Here is a 24,771-nt window from a genome sequence, read left to right on the forward strand (position 1 = left end):
GGTTCCAGCTCACCGATCTTTGAACAAGAAAGACCCCTCGATGCGGATGCGTCGAGGGGGCTTTCGTTTGGCTGACAGATTACTCGGCGCTGTCGGCGGATTCTGCGTTCAGCAGGCCGTACTTTTCGTCGCCCAGTTTGCCCAGCAGCTCGATCTGGGTTTCGAGGAAGTCGATATGGCCTTCCTCGTCCATCAGTAGCTGTTCAAACAGCTTCATCGATACGTAGTCGCCCGCCTCGTGACAGATGTCGCGCGAGGCCTTGTAGGCGGTGCGCGCGTCGTATTCACCGGCCAGGTCTGCTTCCAGCACTTCGCGGACCGTCTGGCCGATGCGCAGCGGCGCGAGCGTCTGCAGGTTCGGATGACCTTCGAGGAAGATGATGCGCGCGACGAGCTTGTCGGCGTGCTGCATTTCCTCGATCGATTCGGCCCGTTCCTTCTTGGCCAGCTTGGTGTAGCCCCAGTCTTCCAGCAGGCGATAATGCAGCCAGTACTGGTTCACCGCGCCCAATTCGAGGAAAAGGGCCTCGTTAAGCCGCTCGATGACTCTTGTGTCGCCTTTCAATGTCCGCTCTCCTGCGTTCTTCGTGGAAGTGTCTCAGGCGGGACATATAATCGACGACCTCGGCCTCAGTCGAGTGGCGCGAGGCATGATACTCTTCAGTCGTGCGGATAATCAGGTCGACGACGTTCGGGAAGCAGCCGCAGCACCGGCCACGCTTCTGCATGGCATGGTAGACCTTCGACGGTACGATCAGCTGCCAACAGTCTTCGTCCAGGAGGCCATTGATGACATCCCTGATTTCCCTGTCGGTGATGTAATTGCAACTGCAAACTAGCATGCGTATTAGCCATCAAACATGACGTTCAGTATCTTCTTTTTGAAAAAATGGATGCGGGATGTCAAGAAATTTCCGCAGGAAGTGGAGCAGGGGCGCTGAACGCCTTCACACTCGTCCGCCCGCGGGGCCTCGCTCCGAAAGATGGCAGCGCCGTTGATCGCCCTATGATTGTCGCTGATGCGAACAGGATTTCACGCATAAGCCTCAATCCTGTCATCAAACAGAAAAAAATTCTAGCTATACGGTTTTCCTGATTGATCAGGCCGTGCGACTCGACTATGTTCTGCAACCATGGACGGGCCAGCCGAGCTGCTTCGTCCAGAAGCGCAATCACCATTGAGGGAGAGTGACATGGCTTATCTGTTCCGCACTACCCTTTCTCGGGTGGCGCATGATGTGAAACGCACGGGCCCCATTTCCGCCCCGTGCTGTCGAATGTGACATTCACCTTTTCCAGGATCTGAACAGTCTCACTCGTCATAGCTGCCGATGGCAGCCACATCAGGAGTATGACCATGCAAAAGCAGGTTATCGAATACGGCGGCGAGCCCGTCGGCATCGTCGTCCCCGATCAGGATCGGCTGAAGTTCATCGCCGTCAAATTCCACGTCATCGAGCTGGATGAGCAGCGTTTTTCGTCGGCTGACGAAGTGCGTCTCGCCATCCGCAATCACGTCCGGGCGCAGAGCGATGCCGCCTTGCGCGGCGCTGCCGCCTGAATTTGCAAGAATTGCTTGAACGTCACAACCGCCCCGCCTTCCGGCGCGGGCGGTTTTTTATGGTCCAGCATCAGGTTTAGAAGGCGGTGAAGGTCAGGGTCGTCAGTGAACGCTCGATGCCCGGGATGGCGGCGATCTTCTCGTTGACGAAGTGGCCGATCTCGCTGCCTTCCGGCAGGTAGATCTTCAGGAGAAGGTCCCAGTCGCCGCTGGTGGAATAGAGTTCGGAGACCAGTTCCGTCTTGTAGATGGCGTCCGCCACCTCATAGGTCTTGCCCGGCGCGCAGCGCAGCTGGACGAAAATCGGCTTCATGGCGTGTGTTCCCGTTGCTCCGACCACGCTCCGGCGGTCGCGATGAACCTGAGCGACTATTGGCCGATGCCGTCGGCTGGCGCAAGTCGTTCATCGGCGATCTCCGCCAGCATCCAGGCGCGGAAGGCGGCAAGCGGCGGATAGGAGGCGCGCTCCGGCGGACAGGCGAGAAAGTAGCGTCCGGTCGGCAGCGGCGCTGCCGCAACGGCTGCCACGAGCCTCCCCTCGTCGAGCTCCCGGGCAATCAGGAAGCGCGGCAGGAGCGCGATCCCAAGACCGGCAGACGCTGCCTCCAGCATGGTGACGAACTGGTCGAACAGCATGCCGTGCAGGGCCTCGAACTCGGTTTCCTGGCTGCGGAACCAGTTCTCCCAGGCGTCGGGGCGGGTGTTGAGGTGAAGCAGCGGCGCCTTCAGCAGGTCCTGCGCGGTGCGAAGATCGTGACGCGCGCTAAAGTCGGGGCTGCAGGCCGGGATCACATCCTCGTCCATCAGCGGTGTCAGGACCGCGCCCGGCCAGCGCGCTGCACCGAAGTGCAGGGCCGCATCCAGCGTGTCGAAGCGGAAGTCAAACGGCTCCAGCCGGGTGATCAGGTTCACCACCATTCCCGGATGCTGGTCCAGCAAGCGCGGCATGCGCGGTATCAGCCAGCGGCTGCCGAAGAACGGCAGGATGGCAAGGTTCAGCGTGCCGCCGGAGGGATTGGCGCGCAGGTTGAGCGATGCATTGGAAATCCGTCGCAGCGCCTCGCGGACCTCGCGCGCATAGCTGTCGCCGGCGATGGTCAGGCGGATGGTCTGGCGTTCGCGCAGGAAAAGCACCACGCCGATCTGTTTCTCCAATGCGGCGATCTGCCGGCTGACGGCGCTCTGGGTGAGGCCGAGTTCGCTGGCGGCGGCGGTCACGCTGCCGGTGCGCGCCGCAGCCTCGAAGGCGGACAGGAGCGAGAAGGAGGGCAGGAAGCGCCGGGGCGGCAGGATCACGTCATTCCTCCGGAGAATGAACTGTTGAGAAGAATTCGATATTCACTGATCGGCCGCGGCTGTAAAGATCGGATATCGGCCGCATCCGGACATCCATCATGTACAACGATCCTCGCTCCCACGGCCTGTGGGAAAAGACCGCGCCGCCGTCGCCTGCGACGGTCCCGCTGAGCGGCAGCCAGACCGCCGACGTCGTGGTGATTGGCGGTGGCTATACCGGCCTCTCGGCAGCCCTGCATCTGGCGGAAGCCGGTCGTTCGGTGGTTCTGCTGGAGGCCAAGGACATCGGCTTCGGTGGAGCCGGGCGCAATGTCGGGCTCATCAATGCCGGCATGTGGGTGATGCCGGACGATCTGCCGGGCGAACTTGGTGCCGTGCACGGCGAGCGCCTGCTGGATATTCTCGGCAACGGCCCGCAGGCGGTGATGGCGCTCATCGACCGGCACGCGATCGATTGCGAGCTGACCCGCACCGGCACGCTGCACTGCGCCGTCGGCGATGACGGTCTCAAGGAAATCGAGGAACGCGGCCGCCAGTGGGGCAAGCGCGGAGCACCTGTCGAGGTGCTGGATGCTGCGGAAACCGCACGCCGGGTCGGCGCACGCGGCTATCGCGGCGCGCTTCTTGATCGCCGGGCGGGAACACTGCAGCCGCTCGCCTACGCGCGGGGTTTGGCGCAGGCGGCCCTGAAGGCCGGCGTGCTCATCTACACGGGAAGCCCGGTGACGGGCTGGCGAACTGACGGCGGCCGCCATGTGGTGTCGACGGGCGCCGGCAGCGTGACCGCCGACTGGGTCATCGTCGCAACCGACGCCTATACGACAGGTCCGTTCGCTGCCGTGCGCAACGAGCAGGTCTACCTGCCCTACTTCAACCTCGCGACCGTGCCGCTTTCCGACAACCTGCGCCGCTCCATCCTGCCGGAGCGCGAGGGCTGCTGGGATACAAGGGAAATCCTGTCGTCGTTCCGCATGGATCGCCAGGGCCGCCTGGTGTTCGGCTCGGTCGGCGCGCTGCGCGGCACCGGCACCGCCATCCACAAGGGCTGGGCACGGCGGGCGCTGAAAAAGCTCTTTCCGCAACTTGGCGACGTGGAGTTCGAAGCCGAGTGGTACGGGCAGATCGGCATGACCGACAACGCCCTGCCGCGCTTCCACAAGTTCGCCGATCGCGTCGTCGGTTTTTCCGGCTATAACGGTCGCGGAATTGCGCCTGGCACGGTGTTCGGCAAGGTTCTGGCGCAGCATGTCCTGGGGCAGCTTGCCGAAGAGGACCTGCCGCTGCCGCTGACCGACCCGAAGACACCGGCCTTCCGGGCGCTGAAGGAAACCTATTACGAAGCGGGCGCTCAGATCGCCCACCTGGCCGGCAACCGGTTCTGACCGCGCGCCGCGACCGGGTTCCGAAAAAGACGAGAAGGACCACCATGACCCTCGCCACTCTCGACCTCGCCACCGAGGTCAACAGCATCCTTTCCAAGCTCGGCGTTGCCGAAAGCCAGTTCACCGGCGGCACGCTCGCCGTCCGCTCGCCAATCACCGGCACCGAGATCGGCAAGCTGCCGGAGATCTCGGCGGAGGGTGCGGCCTCGGCCATCGATGCCGCCCACCAGGCATTCCTCGAATGGCGGAAGGTGCCGGCACCGAAGCGCGGCGAGCTGATCCGCCTGCTCGGCGAGGAACTGCGCGCGGCAAAGGCTGACCTTGGCCGTCTCGTTTCCATCGAAGTCGGCAAGATCACCTCGGAAGGTCTCGGCGAAGTCCAGGAAATGATCGACATCTGCGATTTTGCCGTCGGTCTGTCGCGCCAGCTCTACGGCCTCACCATCGCCACCGAACGCGCCGACCACCGGATGATGGAAACCTGGCATCCGCTGGGCGTCACCGGCATCATCTCGGCCTTCAACTTCCCGGTTGCCGTCTGGTCGTGGAATGCCGCCCTGGCCCTGGTCTGCGGCAATTCCACCGTCTGGAAGCCGTCGGAAAAGACACCGCTCACGGCGCTCGCCACACAGGCGGTCTTCGAGAAGGCCGTCAAGCGCTTCGTCGCGGAAGGCGGCGTGGCACCCGAGAACCTGTCGACGGTGATCATCGGCGGCCGCGAGATCGGTGAGGTCCTGGTCGATCACGCGAAGGTGCCGCTGGTTTCGGCCACCGGCTCCACAGCCATGGGCCGGGCCGTCGGCCCGCGGCTTGCCAAGCGCTTCGCCCGCTCGATCCTCGAGCTTGGCGGCAACAATGCCGCGATCGTCACGCCGACTGCCGATCTCGACCTCACGCTGCGCGGCGTCGCCTTCTCGGCGATGGGAACCGCCGGCCAGCGCTGCACGTCGCTGCGCCGCCTGTTCGTCCATGACAGCATCTACGATACGCTCGTTCCGCGCCTGAAGAGCGCCTACCAGTCGGTCACCATCGGCAATCCGATGGTTGACGGCAACCTCGTCGGCCCGCTGATCGATCAGCCGTCCTTCGAGGGCATGCAGAAGGCGCTGGATGCCGCCAAGGCCGAGGGCGGCTCGGTCACCGGCGGCGAGCGGGTGCTGTCGGACGAGGCTTCCAATGCCTATTATGTACGCCCGGCGATCGTCGAGATGCCGACGCAGTGCGGCCCGGTCGTCGAAGAAACCTTCGCGCCAATCCTCTATGTGATCCGCTATTCCGAGTTCGACACGGCAATCGAGATGCACAACGGCGTGCCGCAGGGCCTGTCGTCGTCGATCTTCACCAACGACATGCGGGAGGCCGAGGCCTTCATCTCGGCCATCGGCTCGGACTGCGGGATTGCCAACGTCAACATCGGCCCCTCGGGCGCCGAAATCGGCGGTGCCTTCGGCGGCGAGAAGGAAACCGGCGGCGGTCGCGAGTCCGGCTCGGATTCCTGGAAGGCCTACATGCGCCGGGCTACCAACACGCTGAACTACGGCCGCACCCTGCCGCTGGCACAGGGCGTAAAGTTCGACATCGGTTGAACCTCGATCACGGATCTGTCCGGCGGGACAGGGGAGGAGAGAGACGTTACTCTCTCCTCGAATCGCCTGACCGAGGATCCGCAATGACTGCCCGCCTCAATTTGCTGACCGATATCGCCGGCCTGAGCGTTGGTCACGCCACCGACCTGCAGCTCGGATCGGGTGTCACCGTCGTGGTGTTCGACGAACCGGCAATGGCGTCGGGCATCGTGCTTGGCGGCGCGCCGGGCGGCCGCGATACGGCGCTTCTCGACCCGGCAATGACGGTGGAGAGGGTCGATGCGCTGGTGCTTTCCGGCGGCTCGGCCTTCGGGCTGGATGCGGCGGGCGGCGTACAGGCCGGCCTGCGCGAGATCGGCCGCGGCCTGCATGTGGGCTCGACGCGGGTGCCGATCGTCCCGCAGGCGATCCTGATGGACCTGCTGAACGGCGGCGACAAGAATTGGGGCCTGCATTCTCCCTATCGCGACATGGGCTATGCGGCGTTTCAGGCGGCGCGCAGGGAGAACTTCTCACTCGGCACCGTCGGTGCCGGCACAGGGGCGACGACTGCCACCTTCAAGGGCGGCCTCGGTTCCGCCAGCGCCGTCTCGTCGGCGGGTCACACGGTGGCGGCGCTGGTTGCCGTCAACGCGCTGGGCTCCGCCACGGTAGGCGACAGCCGGCACTTCTGGGCCGCACCCTTCGAAAAGGGCGCAGAATTCGGCGGGCTCGGCTTCCCGTCTGAATTCACCGCCGCCGACGTCGCTCTGCGGCTGAAGGGGGTGAACCTCAAGGCAACGACCATCGGCATCGTCGTCACCGATGCCATTCTCACCAAGGCGCAGGCACATCGGCTGTCGATCATGGCGCATGACGGGCTGGCGCGGGCGATCCTGCCGGCCCATCTGCCGGCCGACGGCGATACGGTGTTTGCCGCGGCAACCGGTGCGCGACCGTTAGGCGAGCCGGTCGAGTTCATGGAGCTTTGCCATCTGGCGACGCTGAGCTTCGCGCGGGCCGTGGCGCGCGGCATCTTCGAGGCGACGTCGCTGCCGGTCGAGGGGGCGCAAGCGGCCTGGCGCGATCGCCAGGCCTGATCCATCTCAAGCGGGCTGTGCTGCCGCCTTCATCACTCGAACGGTGACGAACCACAGGAAGACGCCGAGCGCGAGCAGTATGCCGGCAATCACGTACTGCTGCGGATCACGACCGGTCCACGGACCGGCGAGAAATGCGCAGGTGAGAGCCCCCAGCACCGGCACGACTGTCGGCGTGCGAAAGTGCTTGTGCTCCACCTTGTCCTTGCGCAGCACCAGCACGGCGATGTTGACGATGGTGAAGACGCAGAGCAGCAGCAGCGCCGTCGTGCCGCCGAGCGCCGGAACACCGCCGGCAAAGGTGATCAGCGCCGCTGCGATCAAGGTGGTGAAGACGATGGCGATGAAGGGCGTGCGTCGCTCGCTGTGCACCTTGCCGAGGATCGCCGGCAGTACCTTCTCGCGCGCCATGCCGTAGATCAGCCGGCTTGCCATCATCATGTTGATCAGCGCCGAATTGGCGACGGCAAACATGGTGATCAGGCCGAAGACGCCGATCGGGAAGCCGGGAGCGCCCGCCTGAACCACCTTCAGAAGCGGCGTCTCGCCCTCGCCGAGTTCGGCTGCCGGCACCAGGGTAATCGCCGAAATGGATACCAGCACGTAGATGACGCCGGTCAGCACCAGGCCGCCGAGCAGCACCTTGGGGAAGATGCGGCTCGGATCCTTGCATTCCTCGGCCATGTTCACCGAATCCTCGAAGCCGACCATGGCGAAGAAGGCGAGCGTCGTTGCCGCAACCACCGACCAGATGACGCTGCGGTCACCGGTGGTCTCGAAGGTCCAGACGCGCGAGACATCGCCCTGTCCGCCGGCAATCGCCCAGAAGCCGATGCCGATGATCAGCAGCAGACCGCTGAGTTCGACGATGGTCAGCACGACGTTGAGCTTGACGCTCTCTCCGACGCCGCGGAAGTTGACGAGCCCGACCAGCGCCACGAAGGCGATCGCGACCAGGGTCACCAGCCAGTCGCCACCTTCCAAGCCGGTGGAGGCCGTGAAGTTGGCGGCGAACGCGCGCGACGCAGTGGATGCCGAGGTGATGCCGGAAGACATGACCGCGAAAGCGACCAGGAAGGTTATGAAATGGATGCCGAAGGCCTTGTGCGTATAGAGTGCTGCGCCTGCCGCCTGCGGATACTTCGTCACCAGCTCGAGATAGCTGAACGCGGTCAGCAGAGCGACGACGAAAGCGACCAGGAAGGGTAGCCAGACGACGCCACCCACTTCTGCCGCCACCTCGCCGGTGAGCGCATAGATGCCGGTGCCGAGAATATCGCCGACGATGAACAGCAGAAGCAGCCCCGGTCCCATGACCCGTTTCAGTTCCGGCTGCTGGCCCAAGTTCCGAGCCATATGATCTTCCTGCATGAACCCCTCCCTCCTGTGATCGAGCCGGAACGCGCGGAGCTTATCTGGGTTCCACCCTGACGGGAAACGGTGCGAATTCGATGCCTCCCATCCGGAACAAGTGGCAGTCTGCATGGTTAGCCGTAAGGCGGTCGCGCGCGCTCCTGGTGCGGCCCCATCCAGGAATAAGGAAGAGATGGATATGGACGATATCAAGAAGTCCGACGGGACCATGCGCCCCGGCACCGAAGATCGCGTACTGACCAACCGACAGGGCCATGCGATCAGCAACAATCAGTCGACCCGAACGGTCGGCAGCCGCGGCCCGGCAACGCTCGAGAACTATCAGTTCCTCGAGAAAATCACCCATTTCGATCGCGAGCGCATCCCGGAACGGGTGGTGCATGCGCGCGGCTTCGTCTGCTACGGCGATTTCGAAGCGACGGGCAAGATCGGCGACGAGCCGGCCTCCAAATACACCCGCGCCAAGCTGTTCCAGCAGCCCGGCAAGAAGACACCGCTCGCCATCCGCTTCTCGACAGTCATCGGTGGCCGCGATTCCTCGGAAGTCGCCCGCGATCCGCGTGGCTTTGCCGTCAAGTTCTATACCGAGGACGGCAACTGGGACCTCGTCGGCAACAATCTCGCCGTGTTCTTCATCCGCGATGCGATCAAGTTTCCCGACGTCATTCATTCGCTGAAGCCTGATCCGGTCACTTTCCGCCAGGAGCCGAACCGGATCTTCGACTTCATGAGCCAGACGCCTGAATCGATGCACATGCTGACGCATCTGTTTTCGCCGCGCGGCATCCCCGCGAGCTATCGCCACATGGAAGGGTTCGGCGTCAACACCTACAAGATGGTCAATGACAAGGGCGAGACGGTCCTCGTCAAGTATCACTTCCACCCGCGTGCCGGCCTCGCCAGCCTGACCGCCGAAGAGGCCGCCAAGGTGCAGGGCCAGGATTTCGGCTCGGCATCGAAGGATCTCTTCACCTCGATCGAGAAGGGCGACTATCCCCAGTGGGACATGTACGTGCAGCTCATGGAGGATCACGACCATCCGGAGCTCGACTGGGATCCGCTGGATGATACCAAGATCTGGCCGGAAAAGGACTTCCCGCTGCGCCACGTCGGCGTCATGACGCTCAACCGCAATGTCCAGGACTTCTTCAACGAGAACGAACAGATCGCCATGGGGACCGGCGTCCTGGTCGACGGCCTGGATTTCTCGGACGACAAGATGCTGGTCGGCCGCACCTTCTCCTACTCGGATACGCAGCGCTACCGGGTTGGCACCAACTACCTGCAACTGCCGGTCAACCAGCCGAAGAGCGCGACGGTCTCGACCAACCTGTCCGGCGGCCAGATGAGCTTCCAGCGCGATCTGGCGCCCGGCCAGAACCCGCACGTGAACTACGAGCCGTCGATCCATGACGGGCTGAAGGAAAGCCCGCGCGAGCAGCCGAACAACCCGCCGGAGATCCGAGGTCCGCTGACCCGTGCCGTGCTGGAGCGGCGCAACGACTACGTTCAGGCACGCGGTCGCTTCTGCACGATGATGGACTGGGAGCGTGACGACCTGATCTTCAACATGGGCGATCTGCTGGGCCAGTGTCAGCGCGATGTCCAGGAGCGGATGGTCTGGCACTTCTTCCTGGTGCATGACGAGTACGGTCGCCGGGTGGGCGAGACGCTTGGCATCACGGCAGCCGACGTGAAGGGTCTCGGCCCGCTGCCCAAGCAGGTGCTGACGGACGACGAGCAGCGGCGCCTGCAAAACCTTGGCAGCAATGGCGACACCATCGATCCAACGGTCTGGGGCCAGTGGACGAGCTCGGTGAAGAACCACAAGGCGCGCGCCGAAGACGTGCTGAATGGCCGCCTGCCGACCCATACGATGACCGAGCAGGCAGCCGAGTAAAGGCTCGAAGCTCGACGACAGGAGGCGGGCGGATCTTCATCCGCCCGCCTCTTCTTTTGCATGCCTGTATGGGTGCTCTCAGCGATAGGCGTCGTTGTCGGGCCGGGCGGGCTGCGCCGGATCATCGACATAGCGCCCATGCTTCGGCACGGCGATCTCGACAAAATCCTGCGCCAGGCGGTGGAGCGCGGCGCGCATCCCGGCACCCTTGGCGGGTCGGCCATGGCCGGTGATCACCAGTTCCGGCTCCAGTGCCGCAAGCGCCGCGACGGATTTTTCAGCCTCGTCCCAGTCCGGTGTCAGGTAGCGTGGGGGCCCATGCATCTCCGGCGTCTGCATCGCCACCTCGTAGGCCGATTCCTGACCGGTGGTGACGAAGGCGTCGCCGACGATCAGCGTCCGGTCGCTCTCGCGCCAGAACGACACGTGTCCCGGCGCATGGCCCGGCGTATGGATCCACCGCCAGCCGGGCATGTGCGGGATCGAACCGTCGAACGGCAGCGGCCTGACGCGCGGCCCCAGATCAACGGGGGAACGCGGGAAGAGCGGCGACAGGAGCGACATCACCCCGCCGCCGACGGTCGGATCGGCCGGCGGGTAGTAGGAGGTGCCGTTAAGATACGGCACTTCCAGCGGATGGGCGTAGACCGGCACGTCCCACTGCTGCGCCAGTGTCTTGACGGACCCGGCATGATCGAAATGCGCATGCGTCATGACGATGGCGGCCGGCCGCCGGCCGAAGCGTTTCTCGGCACAGGTGGCGATCGTCTCCGCCGAGGTCGGCAGGCCCGCGTCGATGAGCACCCAGTCGCCGGCGCCGGACGGCGAGCCGACGAAGACGACGTTGACCAGCGCCAGGCGCCTGTAGCTGAGATCGGGCAGGATCTTGCGGGTGCCGTCGGCGGCCTCCTGGACAGGTGCAAGATCGGCCTGGTGCAGCGGGATCTGGTTTACCATCGGTTCAAGTCCTCACTCGTTCCCGGGCGTCCGTCAGTACCGGACGCCCCTGCGTCAGATCTTGGCGGTGGCGCCGGCTTCCTTCAGCGAGGCGAACTTCATGGTGACGCTGCGCAGGTTGTCGTCGATCCAGCGGGCCATGGCGATCTCCTCGTCGAGATTGGCCTGGAGCGCCGAGGTCGCGCTGGCAAAGCCACCCAGTTCGGCCACCGTCAGCAGCGACTTGTAGGCGGCGATCTCGTAATTCTCGAAGGCGAAGTTGGCGATCGAGTTCTTGATGATCTCGTCGCCCGCGACGCTGTGGCCGATCGCCGCCATCGAACCGCCCATCGACAGCGCCATGTCCTTCATCGCCGAAGGGCTTTCCGAGATCGACGTCAGGATCTGCTCGAGGCGGGCGATCTGGCCTTCCGTCTCGCGAATGTGCTGCTCCAGCCGGGTTGCCACTTCCGGGTAGTTCTCGATTCGCGAGACCTGCGGCTTCATGATCGAGAGTGCCTGGTTCTCCATAGCGTGGGCATTTTTCAGTCCGGTGACGAAGATGCTGCGTGCGTCTGCCATGTTGTCCTCCTGTTGGCTCGGGCTGACTAACCACCGACGATCTGCAGAGTTCCTTCTCTGCTGCGTCTCGGGGGGAGGGGCGGGTTAACCATCGCCGTTAAGCAAGTTTAAGGATTTGTTAACCGTGATGCTTCGCAGGCGCGGCTTGTCTGCTAGGATGCCTCATCCAATCAAGGGGTCGCTCATGGCGGACGCATCCGAGTATACGCATCTCGCACACCGGGGGACGCCGCCTCCGGCCGGCGTCGCGCAGGATGCGCAACGGGCAGAGGCATCGGTCGATATCACGCTGCCGATCGAGCTGCGTTTTGCCGCAACGCACTACGACAATCTCGAGGTGCGGGTCGATCCCGCGCTGCGCACTCTCTGGTACTTCATGAATCCGGTCGAGGCACCGAGCTACACGCCCGGCCTGCTGGCCGATCTCAGCCGCCTGCGTGGCCAGATCCAGTCGCTGTTCGACCGTGCCGACGACGGGCTGCCGCTCCTCTACCTGGTAAACGGCTCGAAGATGCCGAAGATCTTCAACCTCGGCGGCGACCTCGGCTACTTTGCCCAGCACATCCGCAGCCGCGACCGCGAGGGCCTGCGCCGCTATGCGCTTGATTGCGTCGATCTCGTCTATTCCTCGTCGATGAGCCTCGACCTGCCGATCGTGCTGATCTCGCTGGTACAGGGCGATGCGCTCGGCGGCGGCTTCGAGGCGGCCATGGCGTCGGATCTCATCATCGCCGAGAAGAGCACCAAGTTCGGCCTGCCGGAAATCCTGTTCAACCTGTTTCCCGGCATGGGCGCCTACAGCTTCCTGTCGCGCCGACTCGATCCGACGCGCGCCACGAAGATGATCATGGGCGGGCAGATCTACAGCGCCGACGATCTCTTCGAGATGGGCCTGGTGGATCTCGTGGTCGAGGACGGGCAGGGCGAGGCGGCGGTGCGGGAATTCATCACCCGCCATTCGCGCAAGCATATGATCTACCGGACGCTGCGCGAGGTGAAGCGGCGCGTCAATCCGCTGACCCACCAGGAGCTGATCGACGTCGTCGACCTCTGGGTGGAAGCAGCCATGCAGCTGGAAGATGCCGACCTGCGCAAGATCGACCGCCTGCGCCTCGCGCAGACGAAGCGGCTGGAAGCGGGAAGGGTTGCCGGCGCCCGGTGAGGCGCGGCAGCTGATCAGGATGCGCGGCGTTCGGAGATCACCGAGCGGAATTTCTGGAATTCGTCGCGCAGGTGATGCACGTGGCGCTCGCCCTCGTTGGCAAGCTGGGGATCATTGATCTCCCGCCAGTCCAGGCACATCTGGTAGATGCGCATGGCGCCAACATTGGCCGCCGCACTTCGCAGCGCATGCGCCGAATTGCGGAATTCCTGAACATTCTCCTCGGCAACCGCGTCGGCAAGCGCCTTCAAGGCGGTGACGGAATCCTCGGCGAACTGGATGAGCAGCGCATCAACGAACTCAGAGCCGCCGAGCTTTTCCAGCGCGTCGCAGGTGGCGGGATCGATGACCGGATGGTCCTTCGGCGCGTCGTCGTCTGCAGCCGGGATCTCGTCCGCCTGTTCCGGTACCATATCCGCAAGGATCGAAGCGATCACCTCCAGGAGATAGCGCGGCTCGACCGGCTTGGTAACGCAGGCCGCCATGCCGGCTTCCAGGCAGCGGCGGGCAGCCTCCTCGGTTGCGTCGGCCGTTACTGCGATCACCGGGATCTGCCGGCTTCCCAGCGATGCGAAGCGATAGAATTTCGTCGCCTCGATGCCGTTCATCACGGGCATGTTGACGTCCATCAGCACCAGGTCGAGATCGCCCTTCAGCATCCGCTCGACGGCAGCCTCGCCGTCCTCGACAATCTCGTGGCGATGCCCGGCCATCTCCAGCACCTTGCCGAGCACCATCTGGTTCGTCTTGTTGTCGTCGGCGATGAGGATCCGCCAGGATTGTGCGGGATCGGCCGGAATGGCAGCACCTTCGGCCTCTCCCTCGCCACGCGACAGGAGTGCGGCAATGTTGGCGAGGCGTGAAGGGTCATCGCTGCCGATGACGCAGAAGAACAGGTCGCGCATGGCCGGCAGCAGGCGGATGTCCTCCTCGTCGCGGTTGAACAGCACGAGCACCGGCTCGCCGCATCTATCCAGCGACTCGAGAAGCGTCCTGGCGGCCTTGGCCGGTGACAGACCTGGCGTCTGAGCGTCGATGAAGACGAGCGGCCGCTGCCCGGTTTCCGCATGCAGTGTTCTCACCGCTCCGACGGCGTCGTCAGCCGTCGCTGCAGGAAGCGCGATCCGGCGCAGGCTCTCCGGCAGGCCGGCGGTCTCGCCGATGAACACGAATGGCGGCAGTCTGACGTCGGGAACCAGATCTTCGTCGACGGCTTCCGTCGGCAGGTGGAAGTAGAAGGTGCTGCCTTCGCCCGGCGCGCTGTTGACGCCGATGTCGCCGCCCATGGCGCGCACCAGCTGCCTGACGATTGCCAGACCAAGGCCGGTTCCGCCGAAGCGATCGAGGATCGTGCCGTCCGCCTGAGTGAAGCGATCGAAAATCCGGGCATGCGCGGACGCGTCGATACCGATGCCGGTATCGGCGACTTCGACACGCAGCATGTCGCCCGTCTCCGTCCGGTCGTAGGATAGCTCTATGCGAACATGTCCGGTTTCGGTGAACTTGACCGCATTGCTGGCGAGGTTGAGCAGGATCTCTTCCAGGTGCCGGCGATCCGTCATCACGAAGCGTGGCGTACCGCTTTCCATGTGCAGAGTGATGCGCAACTGCTTGCGCTCGGCATTGACGCCGATCATCGACCGCACATCACCCAGAAGCAGCGGCAGGTCGACCTTTTCGGTCCGAACCGTCGTCTGTCCGGCTTCGATGCGGGAGAGGTCGAGGACCGCCTCGATCAGCGACAGCAGGGAGCGGCCGGAGCGGCCGATGGTGCGCACCATGTCGCGATGTTCCGGATGCAGCTTCATCTGCGTCAGCATGTCGCTGAGACCGATGATGGCATTCAGCGGGGTGCGCAACTCGTGGCTCATGCTGGCGAGGAACAGGCTTTTTGCCTGGCTTGCCTCTTCGGCCTCGCGCTTGGCCTGCGACAGCTTGCGGATGAGCTTGGCTGAATACGCCGGAATGACGATCAGCGCCCCGACGAGACCAAGCGCCACGGTTGGCTGCTCCTGCCAGAAGTCTGTCGTCCGGTAGACGAGGAAGAAGCCGCCGACCGCGGCAAAGGCGGAGATTGCCAGGTAGACGACGCCGAACCGGAAACCGTTGCCGAGCACGGCCCAGAAGTAGACGAGGAACAGCGCCGCGCCGGCTTCGCCGCTGGCATGCAGTCCGTAAGAGAACATGCTGACGTCGGCGATGATGCCGGCGACCCGCCGGATCGGCGAGACGCCGGGATAGCAGAGGATATGGATGAACAGGCCGGCCGCGAACATCTCGAACAGCAGCACGGGAATGGTCGCGACGCTGAGGGCCGCGGCGGCAGCCTCCGAGCCGGCGGCGCGGGCAACCACCAGATAGATGAGGATCGCCGAAGACAGGATCAGCCGGTTGGCCGTCAGCTCGTGTTCCGTGTCCGGGCGGTCGCGCAGCAGCGCGCGCATGTCCTTCAGCGACGCCGAGAACGGCCGCTTGAACAGCCTGTCGAAGGGGAAGGCTCGCGATTTTGTCATGCGATGCGCTCGAGCCTGCCGCCGGGCAGGGCAAGTGCGATCAGGTCGCTGGCCGGCATCGGGCGGCCGTACAGGTAGCCCTGCATCACGTCGCATCCGTCGGCCTTCAGCAGGTTCGCCTGCTCTTCCGTCTCGACGCCTTCCGCGACAACCGTCAGGCCGAGACTGTGGCCGAGATGCGCGACGGTTCGGACGATCGTATGGTCGCTCGGATCCGCCACCATGTTGCGGATGAAGCACTGATCGATCTTGATGCGGTCGATCGGGAACTGCTTGATGTAGTTTAGAGACGAATAGCCGGTGCCGAAATCATCTACCGAAATGCCGACGCCGAGTTCGGCGATGTGTTTGAGCGACGAGACCACCGCGTCGGTGTCTTCCATGACGATGTTTTCGGTGATCTCGATGTCGAGGCAATGCGGATCAAGGCCGGACGCATCGAGGGCGCGGACAACTAAGGCCGCGACGTTCACCCGGCGGAACTGCACCGGCGAAAGATTGACGCCGATCCGCAGATGGCCCAGCCCGAGCCGCTGCCAGGTTTTCGCTTCGCGGCAGGCCTCGTGCAGCACCCACTCGTTGATCGGCACGATCAGTCCGTTTTCTTCGGCCCTCAGCAGGAATTCGCCGGGCGCGACCATGCCACGCTCGGGATGCATCCAGCGCAGCAGCGCTTCGGCACCGACCATCTCGCCGGTGGTTGCGGAGATCTGCGGCTGGTAGTGCAGGATAAACTGCTGCTGGTCGATCGCCGTGCGCAGCTCGCCGTCGAGGAAGGCATTGTTGCGGATGCGGTCGGTCATGTTGGCGTCGTAGAGGCGGAACTGGTTGCCGCCGCCGTTCTTTGCCTGCTGAACGGCGAGATCTGCATTCTTCACCAGTTGCGTCACGTCGGTGCCGTCGATCGGGTAGAAGGTGACGCCGACGCTCGCGCCGCACGATGCCTGGCGGTCCAGATGACTGAAGGGCACCCCAAGCTCATCGATGATGCGCTGGGCGAGGTCGCCGGCTGCGTCGCCCGGCTGGTTGAGGATCTGCAGGATGGCGAATTCGTCGGCACCAAGCCGCGCCAGCATATCGCCCGGCCCGACGATGGCCGACAGCCGGCGCGCCGCTTCCCTGAGGAAGGCGTCGCCCGCATCGTGGCCCAGCAGGTCGTTGATGCTCTTGAATTCGTCGACGTCGATGAAATGCAGCGCGAACGACCGGTCACCACGGCGGGCGCGGGCCACTTCGCGGCGCAGCCGGTCGTAGAGATAATTGCGGTTGGGCAGGTCGGTCAGTTCGTCGTGGCGCGCGGCGTGCAGCAGGTGCTCTTCGGCGCGCTTTCGTTCGGTGATGTCCAGCGCGCTGGTCAGCACGCCGACGATCGCCTCGTTGCCGTCGCGCAGGGGGCTCTTGGTGGTCAGCAGGACGCGCTTCTCGCCCTTGGCATCGGTCAGCGTCCTCTCGAAGCTCTTCAGAGCCTCGCCGCCGCGGATCACCTTGCGGTCCAGCGTCCGGTTCGGGCCGGCCTGCTCCGCATCGACCAGCAGGTCGCTGGTCTTGCCGACCAGCTCGGCAGGATCGCAGCCGAAGAAGGTGCCGACGAAGGCATTGGCAAACAGGATGCGGTTGTTGCAGTCGCTGGCGCTGACCATGGCCGGCACCGTATCGATGACCTGCGCCAGGCGCTCGCTGGAATCGCGAAGGGCCGCCTCGCGTGACTGTTCGCTGGTCGCCAGTTCCTTGGCGAGATCCTCGGCGCGGTTCTCCAGCAGTTGCTGCTGCTTGCGCATCTTCAGGAGATTGCGGGCGCGGACGATGAATTCCTGGTGATCGACAGGGCTTTGCAGGAAATCGGTCGCGCCGGCCTCCAGCGCGCGCATGCGGAAGCTGCGCTCCTCGTAGACGGTAATGACCATCACCGGGATTTCCGAAAAACCGGGCAGTGCCCGCAGGGCGCGGATAAAACCCTCGCCGTCCATGACGGGCATCTTGTAGTCGGTAACGATGAGGTCGGGGACGACGCCCTCTTCGAACGCCCGCAGGGCCACGGTCGGATCACCGAAGATCCTGATCGCGATCCCATCTTCGACCGAGGATGCTAACCTCTCGAAAATGCGACGGTTGGTCTCCTGATCGTCGAGTATAACAATTAAGGGCATCCCTGATCCGATATCATTTCGGCACTGGCGTCCGCATGCGTGGCAAGCATGGATGCCTCGTCTATGCGCGCCTGGCCGGACACGTTCTCTGCCAGAATAGGGGCGCATACATTAAGAAAGCGCTAAAACGTCGAAGGCGGGCGATTCATAATCGGACACTGGCCCGGATGCCGCCTGCGTTGCAGTCTCATCACACCTTGGAAAAGAGACGAAACGCCATCCAGCTTTGCTTTGACGGTTCCTAATATACCACCTAGGCTTTCCTGCGTGAGGGCACGGGGAAAAAGGGATGATGGCATTCTCATCCTACGACACACTGGACGCCAACGATCTGGCATTCCTGCGGCAGGTTCTTGAGGAGGTCTGCGTCGAACGCGGCATCGGGGTGGAAACACCGGAGGCGGCGCTGGTCGCCCGTTCACTGGTGGACTGGTACCTTTTCGGCGTCAAACACCCGGACCAGCTGAAGCAGATGCTGAAGCCACTGCCCGACGAGCCGGACGAATAGAGCCTTTCCGGAAGTTTGCCTCATCCGACCCTTCAATCTGCCGCAGCACGCCGCCATCCGCCCGGCTGTCGAATTTCCGTCGCGGTAATGGCGTCGATCGGCTACATGCGGGCTAGACAGAATCGGATCCCGGATGGCCAAGCAGCGCGACCGCACTCCTCTCGACAAGCTCCTCAAGCATTGGGCGCGGGCGACTGCCGCCGAGCGTTCGGAATTCCTGCGGCAGGTGACAGCGGAAGGGCAGCCGGATGTGGGGGTGGGCCACGTGCCACCGATCGCCAACGGCCGCTACCTGCTGCCGCAGACCGTCCAGCGCATCGAGCGGATCATCATCGCGCGGCGGATCACGCCTGCCGAGGTCATGCTCGAGATGGGATTCGAGCGCGGCCACGCATCGCTGACGCGGGCACTGGCGCGTGGCGCAAGCCTGCGGCTTTCGGTCATTGCCGCACTCCAGACATGGATCGCGCAGAACGAAGCCGAGTCGGTCCGCTCAGAGCCGCCGGAAGCCGAAGCTCCCGAACACCTCTAGAAGTCGATCGCCCTGCCGTTGATCTCCCAGTCGCCGAAGCGCGCCGGGTCGGCGCCGCCGCGGCCGCCAAGCTCTGCTGGCAGTTCCGGCCCTCTCTCGCTCGCGCGACGCTCCTCGGCTTCCCGAAGCGCCCGCTGTGCGGCCGGCGTCAGAACCTTCGCCACGGGTTCGACCGGTGCGTCAACCGTCGCTGCCGTCTCGTGATTGTCGTTGTCCGGCTTCTGCATGGCCTGCTCGTCCTGCTTGTCGGTCATATTGAAAAGAGCCCGTGAATTGACCACATCCTAGGCATATCGCAGTGTCGGGACCAGCGCCGCTGCTGCATTTTTAGGAGAAATGACGATGAACATGATCCGCACCGCCATGCTCCTGGCCTTCATGACCGCCCTGTTCATGGGCGTCGGCTTCCTCATCGGTGGCCGCGGCGGCATGATGATCGCCTTCCTCATCGCCGCCGGCATGAACCTGTTTTCCTACTGGAATTCCGACAAGATGGTGCTGTCGGCCTACCGGGCGCAAGAGGTGGACGGGCGAAATGCGCCGGAATTCTTCCACATGATCCGCGACCTGTCGGCCAATGCCGGCCTGCCGATGCCGCGCGTCTATGTATATGAAAGCCCGCAGCCGAATGCCTTCGCCACCGGCCGCAATCCGCAGAACGCCGCGGTCGCCGCGTCCACCGGTTTGCTCGAGCGGTTGACGCCGGAGGAGGTCGCCGGTGTCATGGCCCACGAGCTTGCGCATATCCAGAACCGCGACACGCTGACCATGACGATCACCGCCACGCTTGCCGGTGCGATCTCGATGCTGGGCAACTTTGCCTTCTTCGTCGGCGGCAACCGCGAGAACAACAATCCGCTCGGCTTCATCGGCGTGCTGGTGGCGATGATCGTCGCGCCGCTTGCCGCAATGCTGGTGCAGATGGCGATCAGCCGGACGCGCGAATACTCGGCCGACCGGCGCGGCGCCGAGATCTGTGGCAATCCGCTGTGGCTCGCCTCGGCGCTCGGCAAGATCGCCGGCGCGGCGCAGGTGATCCACAATCCGGATGCCGAGCGCAATCCAGCGACCGCGCACATGTTCATCATCAATCCGCTGTCGGGCGAGCGGATGGACAATCTGTTCTCCACCCACCCGAACACCGAAAACCGGATTGCCGCCCTGCATTCCATGGCATCGCATTCTGGCACAGCCTCGACGGCCAGCTTTTCGGCTGCTAGACCCAGCCGCAGATCGCGCTCCGTGCCTACCACCGGGTCGGAGCGTTCGAACGACGAACCGCGCAAGGGTCCCTGGTCTTGAAGGCTGACGACAAGAAGAACAACAACAACCGTCCGAAACCATCGCGGCAGGCGGATCACCCGCAATCGGCTCCGGGAACCTCGCCTTTCGCCGAAAAGCCTGGTCTCGACGTACGGCTTGCAGCCGCAAAGATCCTCGCCGCCGTCGTCGACAAGCGTACGCCGCTCGACGGAATGCTGGATGCCGGCCACGGCAATCCCGCCTACAAGGTGCTCAGCGATGCCGACCGGGCGCTGACCCGGGCGATCCTGAACGCCACGCTGCGGCACATGCCGCGCATAGAGGCCGCCATCGCCTCGCTTCTCGATACACCGCTGCCTGCCGGGGCGCGGGCGCTGCAGCACGTGCTGCTGATCGGCGCCGCGCAGATCCTCTATCTCGACATTCCGGCGCATGCGGCCGTCGATCTTGCCGTCGAGCAGGCCAATCGCGATCCGCGCAACCGTCGCTTCGCCAAGCTGGTCAACGCCATCCTGCGACGTCTGGAGCGCGAGCGCGACGTCATCCTCGAACAGTCGTCGAAGATCTCGCCGGTTCCGGACTGGTACCGCAAGCGGCTGGACAAGGCCTACGGCACGGAGGACGCGTTCAAGATCGCCGAGGCGCAGCTGACGCCGGCTCCCATCGATCTGACGGTAAAGGCGGATCGCGAGGTCTGGGCGGAGCGGCTGAAGGCAAAGATCCTGCCGACCGGCAGCCTCAGGCTTGCCGCCTTCGACGGCAAGATCCCGTCGCTCGACGGCTTCGACGAGGGCGCCTGGTGGGTCCAGGATGCCGCCGCCGCCATTCCCGCGCAGCTGTTCGGCGACATTGCCGGAAAGCGAATCGCCGATCTCTGCGCCGCACCGGGCGGCAAGACGGCGCAGCTCGCGGCGATGGGCGCTAAGGTCGTCGCCATCGAACAATCCGCCAACCGTACGGTGCGGCTTCGGGAAAACCTCGCCCGGCTCGATCTCGATGTCGAGATCCTCGAGACGGACCTTTTCGACTACCGGCCGGAAGAACTCCTGGACGGCGTCCTGCTCGATGCGCCTTGCTCGTCCACCGGCACCACCCGCCGCCATCCGGACGTGCTGTGGACCAAGGGCATCTCTGACATTGAAAAGCTCGCCGGCCTTCAGGCGCGCATGCTGCGCCATGCCGTGACGCTGGTGAAGCCGGGTGGCCTGATCGTGTTTTCCAACTGCTCGCTCGATCCCCTGGAAGGCGAGGAGCTGGTGGCCAGGCTCGTGGCGGAAGATCCTTCGGTGGAGCGCGTGGCGATCCCGCCAGCGGACTGGCCGGGGCTGGAACAGGCGATCAACGCAGCCGGCGAGTTCCGCACGACGCCGGCGATGCTGCCACCGGGCGGCGGCTATGCCGGCGGCATGGACGGCTTCTTCGCCTGCGTGCTGCGTCGTCGCTAAGACTTTATTCACCATAACAGCGCAAATTCGGATCTTGTCATGGACAGCGCGCCAAGCCGGATGGCTGGGCGCGGGAGGCGTCCATCCAGATTTCCGGTATCGAACATGCAGCTGGCCGAGCGCCGTCGATTTGTTGCTCTGGGACTGACGGAGACGCGCAGGCGCCTCTGCCGTCGGCTGATGCCGGTGCGCATGCTCGCCGGCAAGATCGGTCTTCAGGCGCCTGACCGGCTGGTCGTCGCTCCGACTGACCTCAGGGCTGTCGACAGCTTCGTCGCGGAAGAGATCATGTCCGGACGTTTCCGGCTTGCCGGCCGGCTCTTCGATGCCGGCGATGAATCCCCATTCCTGCAGCAGCTGCCGTCGCGGGCCTTTGCCGAGCGTCTACATTCCTTCGCCTGGCTACGGCATATGCGGGCGCTGCGCACCAACGAGGCGCGCGCCCAGGCGAGAACGCTGATGGCATCGTGGATGCAGGTGCACGGCCGCCGGCTGTCGGGTCACGGCTGGGAGCCGCATGTGGCCGCCGAACGGATGATCGCCTGGCTGTCGCACTCTCCCGTCGTGCTGCATGGCGCCGAGGCCGGCTTCTACCGTCGCTTCATGCGCTGCCTGGCCTTCCAGCGGCGCTACCTGCGCCGGGCGATCGACTGCCTGCCGATGGGCGAGGCACGGCTGCGGATCCGCATCGCGCTGGCCATGGCGTCGCTTGCCATGCCGTCGCCGGAAAAGCTCGTGCGGCGCGAGGGCCAGCGGCTGGACCGCGAACTCGAGGCGCAGATCCTCGCCGATGGCGGGCACGTGTCGCGCAATCCGCGGGCGGCGCTTGACCTGTTGCTCGATCTGCTGCCGCTGCGCCAGACCTACGTCAATCTCGGCCATGACGTGCCGGCCAAGCTGATCCCGACGATCGACCGGATTTTCCCAGCGCTGCGCTTCTTCCGCCACCAGGACGGCGATCTCGCCCTGTTCAACGGTGCCAGCGCAACGCCGGCCACCGAGCTGATGTCGGTGCTGCGCTACGACGAGACCGGCGGAAAGCCGTTCAAGGCCCTGCCGCACAGCCACTACCATCGCCTGACCGCCGGCGACACGACGCTGCTCGTCGATACGGGACAGCCACTGTCGGCCGAACTGTCGCGTAGCGCCCATGCCGGCTGCCTGTCCTTCGAGTTTTCCGCCGGGCGCAGCCGCTTCATCGTCAATGCCGGGGCGCCGACTTTTGCCGGACGCACCTATCGCCAGCTGTCGCGGGCAACCGCCGCCCATTCCACCGTCACGCTCGGCGAGACGTCCTCGGCACGCGTCACGCCATCGGCGCTGATCGGGCCGCTGATGCTGGAGGCGGTCGACGTGCTGGTCTCCGAACGCTGGGAGGACGCCTATGGCAACGACTGGCTGCGCGCCGCCCATGATGGATACGTGCGGCCCTTCGGCTATGTCCACCAGCGGGAGATCGGGCTTGCGGCGAAGGGCAACAAGATCAAGGGCTACGATCATTTCTTCGTGCCGGACGCAGAAGCCGGTGGACCCCAGGGACAGCGGGTGACGGCAACCGCGCGCTTTCATATCCACCCGTCCGTCACCCTGACGCGGGTCGATGTCGACAGCGTTTCTCTCGAGGCGCCGGATGGCGAGACCTGGCTCTTCTCGGCGCCGGGCCAGCACGTGCAGATCGGCGAAGACGTGTTTTTCGCCGACGTCTCCGGCATGCGGCCGAGCGAACAGCTGCTGATCGAGATCTCGCTTCCGGAGACGACCGACCTGCGCTGGATGCTGAAGCAGCAGGTGTAGCGGCCTTAGCGATTTCCTCCGGCGCCAAGCTGTGCTAACGCGGCCCGCATCCGGCGCCCGCCAACAGGGGCGCATTCCCAGCACGGAGTTCCCGATGGCCGTCGTCTCGAAAATGATCCCCGCTCCCGACAAGGTAAAGATCCGCACCGCGCTTCTGTCGGTGTCCGACAAGACCGGCATCGTGGAGCTTGCGAGCGCGCTTGCCGAGCATGGCGTGCGGCTTCTGTCGACCGGCGGCACCTTCAAGTCGCTCGCAGCGGCCGGCCTTCAGGTGACCGACGTTTCCGACGTCACCGGCTTTCCGGAAATCATGGACGGGCGCGTCAAGACCCTGCATCCGAACGTCCACGGCGGCCTGCTCGCCATCCGTGACGACGCCGATCACCAGGCGGCGATGCAGGAACACGGCATTGGCGCCATCGATCTTGCGGTCATCAACCTCTATCCGTTCGAGGAAGTCCGCGCGGCGGGCGGCGACTACCCGACGACCGTCGAAAACATCGACATCGGCGGCCCGGCGATGATCCGCGCGGCGGCCAAGAACCATGCCTATGTCACCGTCGTCACCGATGCCCAGGACTATCCGCAGCTGATCGAGGCGCTGCGCTCGGACGACGGCCAGACCGCCTATGCCTTCCGCCAGAAGCTTGCGGCAAAGGCCTATGCCCGTACGGCAGCCTACGACACGATGATCTCCAACTGGTTTGCCGAAGCGCTCGACATCGAGATGCCGCGCTACCGGACGATCGGCGGAATGCTGTCGCAGGAGATGCGCTACGGCGAGAACCCGCACCAGTCGGCCGGCTTCTACCTGACCGGTGACAAGCGGCCGGGCGTCTCGACGGCCACGCTGATCCAGGGCAAGCAGCTCTCCTACAACAACATCAATGACACCGACGCGGCCTATGAGCTTGTGGCGGAATTCCCGACCGAAGCCGGGCCGGCCTGCGCCATCATCAAGCACGCCAACCCCTGCGGCGTGGCCATCGGCGGCTCGTTGGTCGAGGCTTACAAACGAGCCCTTGCCTGCGACAGCACCTCGGCCTTCGGCGGCATCATCGCGCTCAACCAGACGCTTGATGCAGCGACGGCGGAAGAGATCGTCAAGCTGTTCACTGAAGTCATCATCGCGCCGGATGCCTCGGACGAGGCCAAGGCCATCATCGCGTCGAAGAAGAACCTGCGCCTGCTGGTGGCCGGCGGCCTGCCGGATCCCCGCTCGCGCGGCCTCACCGCGAAGACGGTGTCGGGCGGATTGCTGGTGCAGACGCGCGATAACGGCATGGTCGAGGATCTCGATCTGCGCGTCGTGACCAAGCGTGCGCCGACCGATCAGGAGCTGATCGACATGAAGTTCGCTTTCAAGGTCGGCAAGCACGTCAAGTCCAACGCCGTCGTTTACGCCAAGAACGGCCAGACTGCCGGCATCGGTGCCGGCCAGATGAGCCGCGTCGATTCGGCCCGCATCGCCGGCCTGAAGGCCGAGGAAGCGGCACGCGCCATGGGCTGGGCGGAGCCGATGACGCGCGGTTCGGCAGTCGCCTCGGAAGCGTTCCTGCCGTTTGCCGACGGGCTGTTGTCGATGATCGCCGCCGGCGCCACCGCCGTTATCCAGCCGGGCGGGTCGATGCGTGACGAGGAAGTCATCGCCGCTGCCGACGAGCACGGCGTGGCCATGGTGTTTACCGGCATGCGCCACTTCCGCCACTGA

At 64.6% G+C, this 24,771-nt stretch carries 22 protein-coding genes; 12 read left to right on the forward strand and 10 right to left on the reverse strand.

What is annotated here, in order from left to right; all coding sequences use genetic code 11:
• Positions 1-79: 79 nt before the first annotated feature.
• Both bfr and AAIH46_RS20385 read right to left on the reverse strand, forming a co-directional pair.
• Entirely contained in the window at positions 80-565 is a 486-nt protein-coding gene (gene bfr, locus AAIH46_RS20380) for a bacterioferritin (protein WP_430307893.1), read from the reverse strand.
• Positions 531-842, reverse strand: coding sequence for a (2Fe-2S)-binding protein (locus AAIH46_RS20385; RefSeq protein WP_430307894.1), 312 nt, complete (start codon positions 840-842; stop codon positions 531-533). The genes bfr and AAIH46_RS20385 overlap by 35 nt, the downstream gene beginning before the upstream one ends.
• Before the next feature lie 515 nt (positions 843-1,357).
• Between AAIH46_RS20385 and AAIH46_RS20390 the strand changes: the two genes are divergently transcribed.
• Positions 1,358-1,561 carry a hypothetical protein gene (locus tag AAIH46_RS20390; RefSeq protein ID WP_430307895.1) on the forward strand — a complete coding sequence of 68 codons (204 nt, stop codon included), beginning with the start codon at positions 1,358-1,360 and terminating at the stop codon, positions 1,559-1,561.
• Positions 1,562-1,637: 76 nt separating this feature from the next.
• On the opposite strand, the gene AAIH46_RS20395 is transcribed toward AAIH46_RS20390, so the two are convergent.
• Together AAIH46_RS20395 and AAIH46_RS20400 are read right to left on the reverse strand one after the other, a co-directional pair.
• Positions 1,638-1,874 carry an Lrp/AsnC ligand binding domain-containing protein gene (locus AAIH46_RS20395; protein WP_430307896.1) on the reverse strand — a complete coding sequence of 79 codons (237 nt, stop codon included), beginning with the start codon at positions 1,872-1,874 and terminating at the stop codon, positions 1,638-1,640.
• A 56-nt stretch (positions 1,875-1,930) separates the two neighbouring features.
• Complete coding sequence (locus AAIH46_RS20400; RefSeq protein ID WP_430307952.1) at positions 1,931-2,854, reverse strand: LysR family transcriptional regulator; 924 nt, start codon at positions 2,852-2,854, stop codon at positions 1,931-1,933.
• 101 nt (positions 2,855-2,955) lie between these two features.
• Here AAIH46_RS20400 and AAIH46_RS20405 point away from each other — a divergent pair, with 101 nt between their 5' ends.
• The 3 genes from AAIH46_RS20405 to AAIH46_RS20415 all read left to right on the forward strand — a co-directional run bounded on the left by AAIH46_RS20405 (position 2,956) and on the right by AAIH46_RS20415 (position 6,904).
• Positions 2,956-4,239 carry an NAD(P)/FAD-dependent oxidoreductase gene (locus tag AAIH46_RS20405; protein ID WP_430307897.1) on the forward strand — a complete coding sequence of 428 codons (1,284 nt, stop codon included), beginning with the start codon at positions 2,956-2,958 and terminating at the stop codon, positions 4,237-4,239.
• 44 nt (positions 4,240-4,283) lie between these two features.
• Entirely contained in the window at positions 4,284-5,825 is a 1,542-nt protein-coding gene (amaB, locus tag AAIH46_RS20410; RefSeq protein WP_430307898.1) for an L-piperidine-6-carboxylate dehydrogenase, read from the forward strand.
• A gap of 83 nt (positions 5,826-5,908) precedes the next feature.
• Positions 5,909-6,904, forward strand: coding sequence for a P1 family peptidase (locus AAIH46_RS20415; RefSeq protein WP_430307899.1), 996 nt, complete (start codon positions 5,909-5,911; stop codon positions 6,902-6,904).
• 6 nt (positions 6,905-6,910) lie between these two features.
• Here the strand turns inward: AAIH46_RS20415 and AAIH46_RS20420 are convergent, their stop codons facing one another.
• A complete protein-coding gene (locus AAIH46_RS20420) occupies positions 6,911-8,260 on the reverse strand; it encodes an APC family permease (protein ID WP_430307900.1) in 1,350 nt (449 codons plus the stop codon).
• 196 nt (positions 8,261-8,456) lie between these two features.
• Between AAIH46_RS20420 and AAIH46_RS20425 the strand changes: the two genes are divergently transcribed.
• The gene (locus AAIH46_RS20425) at positions 8,457-10,178 is read left to right on the forward strand and encodes a catalase (protein ID WP_430307901.1); all 1,722 of its coding nucleotides are present in this window, start codon (positions 8,457-8,459) and stop codon (positions 10,176-10,178) included.
• A 78-nt stretch (positions 10,179-10,256) separates the two neighbouring features.
• On the opposite strand, the gene AAIH46_RS20430 is transcribed toward AAIH46_RS20425, so the two are convergent.
• Together AAIH46_RS20430 and AAIH46_RS20435 are read right to left on the reverse strand one after the other, a co-directional pair.
• On the reverse strand, positions 10,257-11,135 hold the full coding sequence (locus tag AAIH46_RS20430; RefSeq protein ID WP_430307902.1) for an MBL fold metallo-hydrolase: 879 nt from the start codon (positions 11,133-11,135) through the stop codon (positions 10,257-10,259).
• Positions 11,136-11,189: 54 nt separating this feature from the next.
• Positions 11,190-11,696: a ferritin-like domain-containing protein gene (locus AAIH46_RS20435; RefSeq protein WP_430307903.1), complete on the reverse strand. Its 507-nt coding sequence runs from the start codon at positions 11,694-11,696 to the stop codon at positions 11,190-11,192.
• A 184-nt stretch (positions 11,697-11,880) separates the two neighbouring features.
• On the opposite strand from AAIH46_RS20435, the gene AAIH46_RS20440 reads away from it, so the two are divergent.
• Positions 11,881-12,858: a crotonase/enoyl-CoA hydratase family protein gene (locus tag AAIH46_RS20440; protein WP_430307904.1), complete on the forward strand. Its 978-nt coding sequence runs from the start codon at positions 11,881-11,883 to the stop codon at positions 12,856-12,858.
• Positions 12,859-12,872: 14 nt separating this feature from the next.
• On the opposite strand, the gene AAIH46_RS20445 is transcribed toward AAIH46_RS20440, so the two are convergent.
• Entirely contained in the window at positions 12,873-15,371 is a 2,499-nt protein-coding gene (locus AAIH46_RS20445; protein WP_430307905.1) for an ATP-binding protein, read from the reverse strand.
• The gene (locus tag AAIH46_RS20450) at positions 15,368-17,518 is read right to left on the reverse strand and encodes an EAL domain-containing response regulator (protein ID WP_430307906.1); all 2,151 of its coding nucleotides are present in this window, start codon (positions 17,516-17,518) and stop codon (positions 15,368-15,370) included. Before AAIH46_RS20450 ends, AAIH46_RS20445 begins: the two co-directional genes overlap by 4 nt.
• Positions 17,519-17,807: 289 nt before the next feature.
• Here AAIH46_RS20450 and AAIH46_RS20455 point away from each other — a divergent pair, with 289 nt between their 5' ends.
• The gene (locus AAIH46_RS20455) at positions 17,808-18,026 is read left to right on the forward strand and encodes a hypothetical protein (protein ID WP_430307907.1); all 219 of its coding nucleotides are present in this window, start codon (positions 17,808-17,810) and stop codon (positions 18,024-18,026) included.
• 133 nt (positions 18,027-18,159) lie between these two features.
• Complete coding sequence (locus AAIH46_RS20460) at positions 18,160-18,558, forward strand: hypothetical protein (RefSeq protein WP_430307908.1); 399 nt, start codon at positions 18,160-18,162, stop codon at positions 18,556-18,558.
• On the opposite strand, the gene AAIH46_RS20465 is transcribed toward AAIH46_RS20460, so the two are convergent.
• Positions 18,555-18,785 carry a DUF1674 domain-containing protein gene (locus AAIH46_RS20465; RefSeq protein ID WP_430307953.1) on the reverse strand — a complete coding sequence of 77 codons (231 nt, stop codon included), beginning with the start codon at positions 18,783-18,785 and terminating at the stop codon, positions 18,555-18,557. The genes AAIH46_RS20460 and AAIH46_RS20465 overlap by 4 nt on opposite strands.
• Positions 18,786-18,900: 115 nt before the next feature.
• Here AAIH46_RS20465 and htpX point away from each other — a divergent pair, with 115 nt between their 5' ends.
• From htpX to purH, 4 genes are all read left to right on the forward strand, one after another.
• A complete protein-coding gene (htpX, locus tag AAIH46_RS20470) occupies positions 18,901-19,860 on the forward strand; it encodes a zinc metalloprotease HtpX (protein WP_430307909.1) in 960 nt (319 codons plus the stop codon).
• Positions 19,851-21,266: an RsmB/NOP family class I SAM-dependent RNA methyltransferase gene (locus AAIH46_RS20475; protein WP_430307954.1), complete on the forward strand. Its 1,416-nt coding sequence runs from the start codon at positions 19,851-19,853 to the stop codon at positions 21,264-21,266. Before htpX ends, AAIH46_RS20475 begins: the two co-directional genes overlap by 10 nt.
• Positions 21,267-21,371: 105 nt before the next feature.
• A complete protein-coding gene (locus tag AAIH46_RS20480; RefSeq protein WP_430307910.1) occupies positions 21,372-23,060 on the forward strand; it encodes a heparinase II/III family protein in 1,689 nt (562 codons plus the stop codon).
• Between the two features lie 94 nt (positions 23,061-23,154).
• Positions 23,155-24,771: a bifunctional phosphoribosylaminoimidazolecarboxamide formyltransferase/IMP cyclohydrolase gene (gene purH / locus AAIH46_RS20485; protein ID WP_430307911.1), complete on the forward strand. Its 1,617-nt coding sequence runs from the start codon at positions 23,155-23,157 to the stop codon at positions 24,769-24,771.

Origin of the sequence: Rhizobium sp. 0TCS1.26 (assembly GCF_050455525.1) — a bacterium.
Lineage (GTDB): Bacteria > Pseudomonadota > Alphaproteobacteria > Rhizobiales > Rhizobiaceae > Neorhizobium.